This window comes from Marinomonas arctica (assembly GCF_003259225.1).
Classification (GTDB): domain Bacteria; phylum Pseudomonadota; class Gammaproteobacteria; order Pseudomonadales; family Marinomonadaceae; genus Marinomonas; species Marinomonas arctica.
Map to the genome: position 1 here is coordinate 17,205 of NZ_QHJF01000004.1, position 13,350 is coordinate 30,554.

Genomic DNA, 13,350 nt, shown 5'->3' on the forward strand with positions numbered 1-13,350 from the left:
GAAAAGTGATTTAAGGCGCTATGACAGCGCCTTTTTTATGGCAGTTAACATGCTTGAATGATCCTTGTAATCTAGTGGAATAGGCGTGAGCTTATCGCCTATTAACAAGGCTAAAGAAGGGAATGAATTCAAGCCAAGATGCCTCGCCTGTTCTATTTCTTCTTCCAATAAACGCTCATTTTTAACGTGCTGCATGGTCTTCTGAAAACCGTCGGCATTCATGCCTATTTGTTCAGCACATGCAATTAAGGTGTCGAGATCCGACGGATTTTTAGCGTTTAAGTAATACGCCTCTTGGATGGCATGATACATCTCTTCTTCGAGTCCTATGTCTCTGGCGACGTAACAGGCACGGCAGGCTGGATAAGTTGATCGACGTGGCGCTGCGGTTTTCCAGAAGTCGAAATTAAACTCCGTTCCTAGAGTGCTTTGAATATGTTTCCATGTGCCCTCCAGTTTGGCTTTCATTTCCTCTGGCATGGCCACATCGGAATCGATGGCAAGACCGCCAAGCATGGGCTGAATGGTGAGCTGATTGACATCGATCAAATGTTGCAAGGCTTTTTGCAGCTTGGTCCAAGTAGGACGAAATCCCCAACACCAGCTACACATTGGATCGTAGCAGTAAATCAGTGTGGCGGTCATAGATGGCTCCTGTATGTATAAAAAAGCGGACCCATAAGGTAACAGCCTACTGAGTTATAAAACAACAAGCAAAAATCATAGATATAAAAAAACGGCTTCAACATTCACGTTGAAGCCGTTTTTATTGCCTCACACCAAGGCGAGTAAATGTGATCTTAGCCCTTTAAAATCGCGGCAATAGCGTCACAAAGTGGGCCCATGTTGTCATGGGTCATGCCCGCGACACTGATGCGTCCTGAGCCAACAATATAAATGCCGTACTCTTTGCGCAACTGCGCCACTTGATCTGGTGTTAGCCCAGAAAAAGAGAACATACCCTGCTGATGCGAAATAAACGAAAAATCTTGGCTCACGCCTTTGATTCGTAGGGTATTCACAAACAAACTGCGCATTTCGTGAATGCGTGTCCGCATCGCTTTTAACTCGCTTTCCCACAAAGTATAAAGCTCTGGGTCATTGAGAATTTCGGCGACGACGGCAGAACCATGGGAAGGCGGGTTTGAGTAGTTGGTGCGAATACAGCGTTTGATTTGTGTGAACGTGGTTTCGGCTTGTTCGGCGGTTTCACAGAGAATGGTCAGCGCACCAACACGTTCGTTATATAGACCAAAGTTTTTCGAGAAGGAACTGGCGATGAGCATTTCAGGCACATATTCTAAAAACTTACGCAAACCTTGAGCGTCTTCTGTTAAACCTTGACCAAACCCTTGGTAAGCGAAATCAAACAAGGGTAAGAAGCCTTGTTTGCTACAGAGTTTCGCTAATTGGTACCACTGCTCTGGTGTGGGATCTATGCCGGTTGGATTGTGGCAGCAACCGTGAAATAACACCACATCGCCTTCAGGCACTTGCGACAAACTGGCCAGCATGGCTTCGAAATCCAGCGATTTGTTATCGGCATTGTAGTAAGCGTAGCTACCCACTTCTAAACCGACGGACTGAAAAACGGACTGGTGGTTGGCCCACGTTGGGTTACTGACCCAAATTGTGGCTTCGGGTAAATGCTTTTTAATGAATTCAGCGGCGACGCGCAATGCACCGGTACCACCGGGAGTTTGTGCCGTTTGAGCAAGCTGTTTGGTAATAATGTTGTGGTCTTTACCAAATAAAAGCGTTTGCACGGCAGATCGATAAGCGGGAGCGCCCTCGATGCTGAGGTAGTTTTTGGTTTTTTCTTGGGTTAACAAACGTTCTTCTGCTTGTTTAACGGCTTTTAAAATCGGTGTATTGCCTTGTTCATCCTTATAAACACCAACACCTAGGTTGATTTTATGTGGATTAAGATCATTTCTATAAGCGTCATTCAGGCCAAGAATTGGGTCTGCAGGAGCAGCTTGGATATGTTCAAACATGGTAACTCCCCAAGAGGGTTATTTTCTTTTTTATTATGGATTAAAAGATATGAAAATCAGACGCTATGGTACTCCAAGACGTGAGTAACCGCTATAAGTTGCAGAAAAACGAAGACGATAAGAAGAGATAAAAGTTATATTTTAAGGGAATGATGATCTTTCTCCTTTAAAAATAAGCGCACAATGCCCCGCACATAAAAGTACGATCGAAAAAACAATGGCCTACTATGTATCGTAGGCGCGAGCGTTTTTTTAGAGAAGCACACACTATGGCCTAACGCAGACGTTAGGCCCAGTTTGTCACACAAAACTACTCAGTTTAGCGAGATAAAATCAATCATCCCAGCCGTTTGAGATATCATGGTTCAAACGTTTTTGTTCTAAGTGCTGTTCAATTGCACGTCGGGCTTTTAACATACGGGCTGCATCTTCCTTTTGATTCCGTTCTTTTGTTTCATTATCCAAACTAATGGAGGCATGCAGTATGTCGGTTTTTACTTCAGTTAGTGTTTCGGCAAAATTGCTCATCGTTATACCCTTTTTGGACGTTCGATGACATTGAACTGTATAGACCCCTGTCATCGGCTGTTGAAAAAAGTCAAAATAGACAGACAACTCATTTTCACGTTAATAAAAAACGCAAATCGTTCGAAAATCAATCTATTTTTGCGGATTTTTGTGACAAAAGTATTAATTAATTATGGCGGAATGTAATGGACGTTTCTTTTATCCTCGACTCACTGAATGACAAGCAACGGGAAGCGGTTGCCGCGCCCTTGCAGAATAGCCTTGTTTTGGCTGGTGCTGGGTCGGGTAAGACCCGTGTTTTGGTCCATCGCATCGCTTGGCTGATGCACGCTTACGAGCTATCACCCTATAGTTTGATGGCCGTTACATTCACCAATAAGGCCGCTCGCGAGATGCAAGGCCGTATTGAACAATTGGTTGGTGTTCCTCCACAAGGTATGTGGGTAGGGACTTTCCACGGTTTAGCGCATCGCTTATTGCGTGCTCATTGGCGTGATGCTGGACTCAAAGAAAACTTCCAGATTATGGACAGCGATGACCAGCTACGCTTAATCAAACGTATCATGCGTGAATTGAATATCGACGATACTCGCTGGCCGCCTAAGCAGGTATCTTGGTTTATCAATGCACAAAAAGACGAAGGCCGTCGTGCAGCTCATGTACCAGACAGCCATGATCCTTTCTCCAAAGGCATGCGCGAGCTGTATTACCATTACGAAGAAGCTTGTGAACGTGGTGGATTATTGGACTTCGGCGAGTTGCTATTGCGCGCTCATGAGCTGATGCTCAGTACGCCAGCTTTGTTGCGTCACTATCAAGAGCGTTTTCGTCACGTGCTGGTGGACGAGTTTCAAGATACCAATACCGTTCAATATGCTTGGTTGCGTATTATGGTGGGTGATCAGGGCACGATTACCGCGGTTGGCGACGACGATCAGTCTATCTATGGTTGGCGTGGGGCCAAAATCGAAAACATTCACCACTTCAGCAAGCATTTTAAAGACGTGCAAACCATACGTTTAGAGCAAAACTACCGTTCTACTGGGCACATTTTAAACGCCGCCAATGGCTTGATTAAGCACAACGATGATCGTCTTGGTAAGGAGCTTTGGACCGACAGTGGTGAAGGCGAGCCTATTTCTCTTTATGCTGGCTTTAATGAACAAGACGAAGCGCGTTTTATCATTGGCATTATCAAACAATGGCGGGATAAGGGAACGGTGTTGTCTGACATGGCGATTCTGTATCGCTCCAATGCTCAGTCTCGTGTTATCGAGGAATGCTTGGTTAGGGAACAGATTGCTTATCGGATTTATGGTGGGCACAGATTCTATGACCGCCTTGAAATCAAAAATGCCTTGGCCTATGCACGTTTGGCGTTGGATCCGAATGACGATGGCGCGATGGAGCGGGTTATTAACGTTCCGCCTCGTGGTATTGGTGAACGTAGCATTGGAACCTTGCGTGAAATCGCCCGTGATAACGGCTGTTCTATGTGGCAAGCCGCGCAGGAAGTGGTGCGTCAATCCTTGATGCCGGGCCGCGCGACCAACGCCATTAAAACCTTTTTGCATCTTATTGAGGGTTTAAGCACCACGGTGCAGCAACCCGATTTGAACTTGAACGACATTTTTGAGCAGATCATTGAAGAAGCGGGTTTGATTCCTTTCCATGAGAAAGAGAAAGGCGAGAAGGGCGAAGCGCGGATTGAAAACTTAAAAGAATTGGTGGGGGCTGCAGGAGGATTTAGTTGGAACGATGAGGACGAAGAGTTTAGTTCACCGCTGATGGCGTTTTTGGACAAAGCGGTGTTGGACGCGGGCGATGCGCAAGCGGATGAATATCAAGACGCGGTGCAGTTGATGACCTTGCATTCGGCGAAAGGTCTAGAGTTTCCATTGGTGTTTTTAACTGGGGTGGAAGAAAATCTGTTTCCGAGCAAGATGTCGTTTGAAGAACCAGGACGCTTAGAGGAAGAGAGACGCCTTTGTTATGTAGGCATTACCCGAGCTATGGAAAAGCTTTACATCACTTATGCGGAATCCCGTCGTTTGTTTGGCAGTGAGTCGTTTAATAGCCCCTCTCGTTTTATCAAAGAAATCCCACCGCAGTGTTTGGAGGAAGTGCGTCTGCGTTCGCAAGTGAGCCGTCCTGTGTCATTGCAGCGCCCAGACTACCAGTCTGAAAAGAATAAATTGCAAAACAGCAGTTTGTTAAACAACTATAAAGCGCCAGAAGTGACGGTGAATATGGGCGATCGAGTGAATCACCCTGTGTTTGGTGAAGGCTTAGTGATCAATTACGAAGGCCAAGGCCCACAAGCACGCGTACAGGTCAATTTTGATGACGAGGGCACTAAGTGGCTGGTATTGTCGTTTGCTAAACTGGAAGTACTCTAGGTTTAGTTTAGATGGAATATCTCGTTGTTTGATTTGCTTGCGCCTGCTTCGCAAGCTCAGCGCGTCAGCGCAAATCAAACAACGAGATAACCTAATAGAGTACTTCTTTGTGAATGCATCGCAAGCTCAGCGCGTCAGCAGGAATAAGAGTCAGCGTCCTTTGCTTTTTGAGAAACCTGCATAGTGGCACGATTTGCTCAATGCCCAACTTATAGGTTTGGAATTGTGATCACTTACGTTCACCCTCAAGTCCATGCCAGATACGAAGTACCATGATTGTTTCTCTGTGAATGGAATAACGTACAATGTAATTGCCAAAAATCATGTCCCTCACTGTTTCTGGCGATGGCGCTAATTTAACGGTAGTCCCAAGATGAGGGAAATCCACGAGTAGGTTTATTTTACTAATGAGCTCTTGTGCTACTCGTAACGCTGCATTTGGGTTGTGTTTGGCTATAAAATCACGCAACCGTTTTAAATCGTTAATGGCTTCTTCCGTGTAAACCAGTTTCATTATTTTACCCTCGGTGCGTCCTGTTCGTTATCTGTTCCCCAGCTGTTTAGCCATTTGTGAACTTCTTCACCCGCGACCACTTTTCCTTGTGCTGCGGATTCCATCGCCTCTAGAGTTTGTTGCCAGCGTTCTTGTTCTAATTGCTGTTTTTCAATGTATTCAACTAGAGCCTGATTGATTATCCAACCTTTGCTGCGTTGTAGTTTGTTGGCAATTATCTCTAAGCGCTGCTCGGTATCATCTTGTAGTCTTACTGTCGTGACACTCATATCATTTACACTCTCGTTTATAATCTACAATACAAAAAATACACTGTAATACATTATAGTTTAGTTTGTATTTTTTTAATTGCAGCATTTTTTTTCAATTGGTTGTAAACTATTTAGAGTTGTAAGTATTTGGTCTGAAGAGGAGTAGAGCATGTCTATTCGTGTGGGGTTGATTGGTTTTGGCCTGTCGGGGCGGGTGTTTCATGCGCCGTTTGTGGTGAATGATCCTGGGATGACGCTGGCGTATGTTTGCAGTTCAAAAGTGGATGAGGTGAGGGCGATGTTTCCTGAGGCGTCCGTGGTATCGTCTGCGGAAGCCGTGTTTGCGGCGTCGGATGTGGATTTGGTCGTCATTACCACACCGAATGCGTTGCATTTTTATCAGGCAAAGCAGGCGTTGGAAAATGGTAAACATGTGTTGTTGGAAAAACCTTCTGTTACCAAATTATCTCAGATAGAGGCTTTGTGTACCCTAGCGAAACAAAAAGATTTGGTGTTTTGCGTGTATCAAAATCGCCGTTTTGATGGGGATTTTTTGCGTCTTAAAGGACTGATTGATAGTGGTGAGTTGGGCGAGTTGAAGCATTTGGATTCGCGTTTTGATCGCTTTCGTCCCACGGCACAAGCTCGCTGGCGTGAAGAGCCAGGTATTGGTACAGGGATTTTTTGGGATTTGGGGCCGCATATTGTGGATCAGGCGCTGTGCTTGTTTGGTCCTCCAAAATGGTTGCATGCCAGCATTGATACGTTGCGAGAGGGCGGTCAGGCTCACGATTGGTTTGAGGTGGAGCTAGGTTATGATGATAAGCGGCTACGTTTAGCATCAACACCGTTTGAAGCGGGTGAGATGCGTCGTTTTAATGCCAGGTTTACCCAAGGCAGTTGGCAATGTGTGGGGTTAGATCCCCAAGAAGAAGCATTGCGTGCAGGGCAGATGCCTTGGCAGGATGGCTTTCCGTCTAAAGCCGCTCAGCAGCGTAACACCCGTTTTGTTGCTCACTCTCAAGATACTATTGAAGCCATTCAAGAAGCATCGACCCAAGGCGAATACGCTGCGTTTTATGGACAATTGCGCGATGCGATTCTTGGCAAAGGTGCATCGCCAGTTCCAATGGAGCAAGCGTGCCAGCTGATTTATTTATTGTGCTTAGCTGAGCAATCAGCAGAAAGTGGTCAGCGTATGTCGTGGAGTTACGCGCTAAATTTATAAAAAAGCAAAATAAGTGACGATAAATTGCAAAAAAGAGTTGAGCAAGATTCCGACAATTCTTATCATCTTTTGCCCTTTTTGATGTTTTGTGCATGAAAAGGGCAATTTTTTATCTAATTATAATAAAAAGGGATAGTTGGCATCATTGGCCATTGTGATTACCCCTATTTTTATGGCGGTATTGCCGCTTATTCATAACAATTAAGTAACTGGCTCCCTGAGGGAAAATAATGCGTAATTTAATGGTATTGGGCAAACTGGCGTTCGCGGGTTTGTTTGCTTTGTCTTTAGCCGCCTGCGGTGGATCAGAAAAAGCGGAAGAGACGGCAAAGGTTGAGAAAAAAGCCGAGACAATTCATTGGAAAATGGTCACGACTTGGCCTAAAAACTTTCCCGGCTTGGGCACGAGTGCTGAAGCATTAGCGAAAAACATTACGCAAATGTCGAATGGTCGCTTGGATGTGAAAGTGTATGCGGCCGGTGAATTGGTTCCTGCACTAGAAGTATTTGATGCTGTGTCTCGTGGTACGGCAGAAATGGGACACAGTACGGCTTATTATTGGAAAGGTAAGGCCCCAGCGGTGCAGTTCTTCTCCTCCATTCCTTTTGGTATGACAGCACAAGAGTTTAATGCTTGGCTTGAATACGGTGGTGGTCTACAACTGTGGGAAGAAGTGTATGCTCCTTTCAACATCATCCCTATGGTTGCCGGCAATACAGGCGCGCAAATGGGCGGTTGGTTTAATAAAGAAATCAATTCGTTTGCCGATTTCCAAGGCCTAAAAATGCGCATGCCAGGTCTGGGTGGTGAAGTACTGCAAAAAGTGGGTGCTGTTACTGTTAACTTACCCGGTAGTGAAATTTTTACCGCGTTGCAAACAGGCACTATTGATGCGACGGAGTGGGTGGGACCTTATAACGATTTAGCGTTTGGTTTGTACAAAGCCGCGAAATACTATTATTACCCAGGTTGGCAAGAGCCAGGCTCAGCGGTAGAAGCCTTGTTCAATAAAGATGCCTTCAATGCACTGCCAGCGGATTTACAAGACATTGTTCGTGCAGCGACACAACAGGCAAATGTGGCGATGTTAAGCGAATTTACAGCACGTAATGACGCGGCATTAGCAACCTTAGTCAATGAACATAACGTTGTTTTGAAAGAGTTTCCGAAAGACCTTCTAGAAGCGTTAAAAGTGGCTTCTCATGAAACATTAGACGAAGTGGCAGCTAACGACCCAATGAGCCAAAAAGTATACGATTCCTTCAAAAGCTTTTTAGCGTCTGTGAGTCAATGGCACGATATTTCGGAGCGAGCGTTTATTAATGCTCGTGCTAATGACTGATTGTTCATTTTAACGTAATCGCTTAATAGGCCCTGTTATCCATGGATAGCGGGGCTTATTTGTTAAGAATAGCTCGTTTATTAAAGGATACAGTGAATGAACAAGAGAGCAACGTGGGGAAAATGGGTTCTTGTCGGGATGACGACAGCCTTATTGGTAGCCTGTGGCGGATCGGAAGAGAAAGAAGTCGCCAAAGTCGAACAGAAGGTCGACACCATACATTGGAAAATGGTCACCACTTGGCCGAAAAATGCCCCAGGTATGGGCACGGGTGCCGAAGTCTTAGCGCAGAACATCAAAGAAATGTCTAACGGTCGCTTGGACATTAAAGTCTATGCGGCGGGCGAGTTGGTGCCTGCTTTAGAGGTCTTCGATGCGGTTTCTCGTGGGACTGCACAGATGGGCCATGGTACGGCGTACTACTGGAAAGGCAAAATACCCGCTGCACAGTTTTTCTCTACCGTCCCTTTCGGGTTTAACGCACAAGAATTTAACGCTTGGATTGGTGAAGGTGGTGGATTAGCGTTATGGGAAGAGATTTATGCTCCCTTTAATTTAATCCCTATGGTCGCTGGTAATGCTGGTGTACAGATGGGCGGTTGGTTTAATAAAGAGATTCACTCTCTGGCCGACTTTCAAGGTCTGAAGATTCGCATGCCAGGATTAGGTGGCGAAGTACTCGAAAAAGTGGGGGCGTCATCAATAAACTTACCTGCTAGTGAAGTTTTTACGGCATTACAAACAGGCACTATTGATGCGACTGAATGGGTTGGGCCTTACAATGATTTAGCGTTTGGTTTGTACAAGGCTGCGAAATACTACTACTACCCAGGTTGGCATGAGCCAGGTTCTGCAGTTGAAGCTATCTTTAATAAAGACGCTTTTGAAGCCTTGCCAAAAGATTTAAAAGCCATTGTGCGTTCTGCCGTTCAACAAGCTAACTTGGCGATGCTTAACGAGTTTACCGCGCGTAATAATGCAGCATTACAAACCTTGGTGAATGAGCATAATGTGATTCTTAAACCCTTCCCAGAAGATTTGCTGATTGCGTTGAAAAAAGCCTCTTCTGAGACATTAGAAGCGCTTGCAGCGAACGACCCGCAAAGCCAAAAAGTGTATGACTCGTTTAAAAACTTTTTAGGTCCTGTGAGCGAATGGCATGACGTTTCTGAGCGAGCTTATATTAATGCTCGAGCACTGGAATAACGTCACAACGCTCTGTTGTCATGGTTGTAAGTGATATCTCTGCAAAGCCTTGCTATCTCCATAGTGAGGCTTATTATTATCTGCGTTTTGCTAACCATGCTTTGGTGCCAACAGTGTCGCGGCAAGGGGCATGGATATCATGTCGGTGACGCCGACTTCTATGCCTATTTGCGTCATTAGCGTGGTGAGTTGCCCTCTATGATGAGTTTGGTGATTAAAAAGATGCGTCAGAATGAGGCCAAGAGGAAGTTCATTCACATCATCAGATTGTAGGCGTTTGTATTGAATCAACTGTGCCATATCCGTATCCGTTAATGAGCCTATGTAATTCGTTAACAACGTATCGACTTCATGGCGCGCTACAGTAAGCTGGTGGAAATCTTCATAGAGAATATCTGCCAAAGAACTCACCTTACATTCAACGGGTAGACCCAGTCTCGAAAGCCAGAGCAAGTCCGCCAACAAAATATGATTAAGCGTGCCGTGAATAGACTGGAAAAAAGCCCCAAGATTCCTGTTTCGTTCCTCATCTGAAACAGATTGGCATAAACCGTAGAGCCGATCGTTCATCCAGTGGTTATACTGCGCTTTTAACTCGAAATATTGTACAGCAGACATAAGATAGATACTCCTTTGCAAACAGGCTTAAACACCATGGCTAGTAAGTAAAAGATAGCAGCTGAGTGACTAAAAGATAGACACAGATTGGACGTTGAATAACCCGTACAAAATCATTTTGAATTATTCAAAACACAGCAGCATTGGTAAATTTAGCGAATAGGTTTAAGCGAGGAAAATAAAAAAACCTTCAACAAGAAGGTTTTTTGTTACTGTTCTTTAATCACGCAGAAAGTATTATTTTTTTAGTATTTTTAATAATTTAGGTGCAAATAACGCCGCTGCTGTTGCGAAAGCTAAGACATAAGTCATGGTACCATTCAGCAAGATAGACCAATCACCACCGCTAATAGAAAGAGCTCGGCGTAGATTCTCTTCTAACACTTCTCCTAATACTAAGCCCAAAATAACCGGTGCGAGAGAGAAGCCTAATTTGCGTAAAATGAAGGCAAAAATACCCAAGACAATCATAAAGAACAGGTCAAACGAATCGCCATGGATAGAATAGATTCCGACAAAGGTCAGCATCACGATAACGGGTACAAGGTAAGACTGTTTGATGGACAATAGTCGAACAAAGACACCAATCATAGGCAAGTTCAAGACGAGTAAAGCGATGTTGCCTACGAACATAGAGGCAATTAACCCCCATGCAATATTGGGTTGTTGTTCAAACAATAAAGGCCCCGGTGTGACGTTAAACATGAGTAACGCGCCTAGCAGGATAGCCGTTGTACCACTGCCTGGAATACCCAAGGTTAGCATCGGTAACATAGAGCCCGCTGCCGCCGCGTTGTTGGCCGCTTCTGGTGCAGCAAGGCCTCGAATATCACCTTCCCCAAATTTATCATCATGACCTTCAGCAAAACGTTTTTCTGTACCGTAGGCAACCGCACTGGCAATAGAAGCGCCAGTTCCCGGTAATACACCAATTAAAAAGCCGGACAGTGTCGAACGTAGTACAACCCATTTTACGGCCATTAAATCGGCAAAACTAACAAAGCTTTTGCCGACAGGTGTCAGTTTTAAATCATTACGGGCCCAACTTTCTAGCAGTACCAAAACCTCACTGATAGCAAACATACCGATGACAACAACCAGAAAATCGACACCGTCGAATAAGTTTGGAATGTCCATAGTAAAGCGTAAAATGCCCGTACCTGAATCAATGCCAACGGTCGCGAAAAGTAGACCTATGACCACGCCAACGACGGTTTTAATAGGGCGTTTGCCTACCATGGTTGCCAAACAAGTGAAGGCAAAAATCATCAGCCAAACGTATTCAGAAGGGCCAAACTGAATGGCTAGTTTGCTGAGTAATGGTGCAAATATCACCATTAACAGTAAGGCACCGATACTACCAAAGAAAGAGGACACAGCGGATAAAGCTAATGCTCTACCGGCCTCTCCACGCTTGGCCATAGGATAGCCATCCAAGGTTGTCATTATGGCGCCAGCATCCCCTGGAACGTTGAGCAAAATACTGGAAATTCGGCCTCCGTATTCTGCGCCATAATAAACACCGGCTAGTAAGATCAAAGCGGATTCTGGCGGTAAACCAACGGAATAGGCCAATGGCAACAAAATAGCCACGCCATTGATGGGTCCAATACCGGGCAATGAGCCAATTAATGTACCAATAAAACAACCCGCTAAAACCAAGCCTAAGTTAAGGGGCGTAAGAGCGACAGAAAAGCCTATCGATAAATAGTGTAAAATGTCCATCATAAGTCTCCGAGAAGTAAGCCAGTTGGGACATTAAGCTCCATTAAATCGGCCAATAAAAAATAGCTGATTACACTTAGGGCGAGAGCGTACAAGAAGGCTTTCAGTGGTTTTTCTCCAAATAACCAGCTAAAAATGGCCCCCACGATAGTAGTCGCAATAATGAAGCCTGCTTCTTCAAACAGGGCGGCATACACCACCATTATCACCAGACCTATGATGATTTTTGTTAGTACTTCCTTGTTGGGATGCCAAGCATTTTTATCAGGTTTGGCTATCAGCCAAATACAGCATGCGGCTAACATAATAGACAAGATAATAGGGAAGGCTTTTGGCCCTAATGGTTCATATTGAAACGGGACATCGAAATGGAAAGCTGTCCAGGCAATAAGCCCGGACAGCACCAATAATGCACCCGCAAAAATGCGGTCATATAACATGTAGTTGCCTCAATTTAAGACGTATCAACTGATTAGTTCGTTAACCCAGCTTCTTGTGCTAAGCCGCGCATAAAGGCAACACGTTCTTTAATGTAGCCGTCCAGTGCTTCTCCAGACATGTTGAATGGTACTAGGTTTTGATCGACGATGACTTTTTCAAAAGCAGGGCTCTTATAGGCTTTTTGGAATTGAGCCGTCCAGTAGTTGTAAGCTTCGTCTGATACTTTAGGTCCTAAATAGTAACCACGAAGGATGGTCCATTCGGCGTCATAACCTTGTTCAATTGCCGTTGGGTAATTCGCGAAGTCACCTTTTAAGCGTTCAGGAGACATGATGGCTAGGATTTTCACCTTGCCAGATTCCACTAAGCCCTTTATTTCACCCACATCCCCTGGATAGACTTTTATGTGGCCACCGAGCAAAGCGGCTGAGGCTTCGCCACCACCTTCATAGGCGACATAGCGCATTTTTTTCGGATCAACGCCTGTAGACTTCATGAGTATTGCGGCTTTCATCCAGTCTTGACTACCCACGCCACCACCTGCTCCTAACACAAAGGCACTTGGGTCTTTTTTGATATCGTCAACTAATTCACTAAGCGTGTTCCATGGTGCATCCGCGCGAACCATGATGGCACCATAGTCAACGCCAGCTGTACCAACCCAGCGAGCATCATTTTCATCCAAATCTTTGCCGAATTTGCCTTGAGCAAGGTTGAGTAGCGAACCCGAGCTAAAAGCGACTAATTTGTTTGGATCATCTGGCGCTGAGGAATTGATGTAATTGTAAGCAACCGCTCCGACGCCACCCGGCATAAAGGTCACGGCCATTGGGATATCAGTGATCCCTGCATTGGCAAAACCCGTGGACAAAATACGACAAGTTATATCGAAGCCACCACCCGGTTTGGCAGGGGCAATGCAGCTGGGTTTAGATGGTTCAAAGGCACTGACATTTAGTGCGGCGGTAAGACCACCAACTAATAACAATGAGGCAATATTGGATTTCATCTTTTTATTCTCCAAATTTCTTTTTGTTTTATTTTGCTGTACAAGGTTGCACAGGAGTGGACAAAGTTACTCCTTTAAACTGACACTAACC

At 45.0% G+C, this 13,350-nt stretch carries 13 protein-coding genes; 4 read left to right on the plus strand and 9 right to left on the minus strand.

Annotated features, from left to right (window positions below):
* Positions 1-18 precede the first annotated feature (18 nt).
* From DK187_RS02840 to DK187_RS02850, 3 genes are all read right to left on the minus strand, one after another.
* Positions 19-645: a DsbA family protein gene (locus tag DK187_RS02840; protein WP_111605832.1), complete on the minus strand. Its 627-nt coding sequence runs from the start codon at positions 643-645 to the stop codon at positions 19-21.
* Between the two features lie 155 nt (positions 646-800).
* Positions 801-1,997, minus strand: coding sequence for an amino acid aminotransferase (locus tag DK187_RS02845; protein ID WP_111605833.1), 1,197 nt, complete (start codon positions 1,995-1,997; stop codon positions 801-803).
* A 333-nt stretch (positions 1,998-2,330) separates the two neighbouring features.
* Positions 2,331-2,525: a PA3496 family putative envelope integrity protein gene (locus DK187_RS02850; protein WP_111605834.1), complete on the minus strand. Its 195-nt coding sequence runs from the start codon at positions 2,523-2,525 to the stop codon at positions 2,331-2,333.
* A gap of 185 nt (positions 2,526-2,710) precedes the next feature.
* Here DK187_RS02850 and uvrD point away from each other — a divergent pair, with 185 nt between their 5' ends.
* On the plus strand, positions 2,711-4,924 hold the full coding sequence (gene uvrD / locus DK187_RS02855; RefSeq protein ID WP_111605835.1) for a DNA helicase II: 2,214 nt from the start codon (positions 2,711-2,713) through the stop codon (positions 4,922-4,924).
* 229 nt (positions 4,925-5,153) lie between these two features.
* On the opposite strand, the gene DK187_RS02860 is transcribed toward uvrD, so the two are convergent.
* Complete coding sequence (locus tag DK187_RS02860; protein ID WP_111605836.1) at positions 5,154-5,438, minus strand: type II toxin-antitoxin system RelE/ParE family toxin; 285 nt, start codon at positions 5,436-5,438, stop codon at positions 5,154-5,156.
* Entirely contained in the window at positions 5,438-5,707 is a 270-nt protein-coding gene (locus tag DK187_RS02865) for a CopG family ribbon-helix-helix protein (protein WP_111605837.1), read from the minus strand. Before DK187_RS02865 ends, DK187_RS02860 begins: the two co-directional genes overlap by 1 nt.
* A gap of 151 nt (positions 5,708-5,858) precedes the next feature.
* Here DK187_RS02865 and DK187_RS02870 point away from each other — a divergent pair, with 151 nt between their 5' ends.
* The 3 genes from DK187_RS02870 (at position 5,859) to DK187_RS02880 (ending at position 9,466) form a co-directional block, all read left to right on the plus strand.
* Positions 5,859-6,917, plus strand: coding sequence for a Gfo/Idh/MocA family oxidoreductase (locus DK187_RS02870; RefSeq protein WP_111605838.1), 1,059 nt, complete (start codon positions 5,859-5,861; stop codon positions 6,915-6,917).
* Between the two features lie 230 nt (positions 6,918-7,147).
* A complete protein-coding gene (locus DK187_RS02875; RefSeq protein ID WP_111605839.1) occupies positions 7,148-8,260 on the plus strand; it encodes a TRAP transporter substrate-binding protein in 1,113 nt (370 codons plus the stop codon).
* A gap of 96 nt (positions 8,261-8,356) precedes the next feature.
* Positions 8,357-9,466 carry a TRAP transporter substrate-binding protein gene (locus tag DK187_RS02880; protein ID WP_111605840.1) on the plus strand — a complete coding sequence of 370 codons (1,110 nt, stop codon included), beginning with the start codon at positions 8,357-8,359 and terminating at the stop codon, positions 9,464-9,466.
* Between the two features lie 90 nt (positions 9,467-9,556).
* Here the strand turns inward: DK187_RS02880 and DK187_RS02885 are convergent, their stop codons facing one another.
* The 4 genes from DK187_RS02885 to DK187_RS02900 form a co-directional block, all read right to left on the minus strand.
* Complete coding sequence (locus DK187_RS02885; RefSeq protein ID WP_111605841.1) at positions 9,557-10,084, minus strand: DinB family protein; 528 nt, start codon at positions 10,082-10,084, stop codon at positions 9,557-9,559.
* Positions 10,085-10,321: 237 nt separating this feature from the next.
* Positions 10,322-11,809, minus strand: coding sequence for a tripartite tricarboxylate transporter permease (locus DK187_RS02890; RefSeq protein WP_111605842.1), 1,488 nt, complete (start codon positions 11,807-11,809; stop codon positions 10,322-10,324).
* Positions 11,809-12,249: a tripartite tricarboxylate transporter TctB family protein gene (locus tag DK187_RS02895; RefSeq protein WP_111605843.1), complete on the minus strand. Its 441-nt coding sequence runs from the start codon at positions 12,247-12,249 to the stop codon at positions 11,809-11,811. The genes DK187_RS02890 and DK187_RS02895 overlap by 1 nt, the downstream gene beginning before the upstream one ends.
* A gap of 32 nt (positions 12,250-12,281) precedes the next feature.
* Positions 12,282-13,259: a Bug family tripartite tricarboxylate transporter substrate binding protein gene (locus tag DK187_RS02900; RefSeq protein ID WP_111605844.1), complete on the minus strand. Its 978-nt coding sequence runs from the start codon at positions 13,257-13,259 to the stop codon at positions 12,282-12,284.
* Between the last annotated feature and the right edge of the window lie 91 nt (positions 13,260-13,350).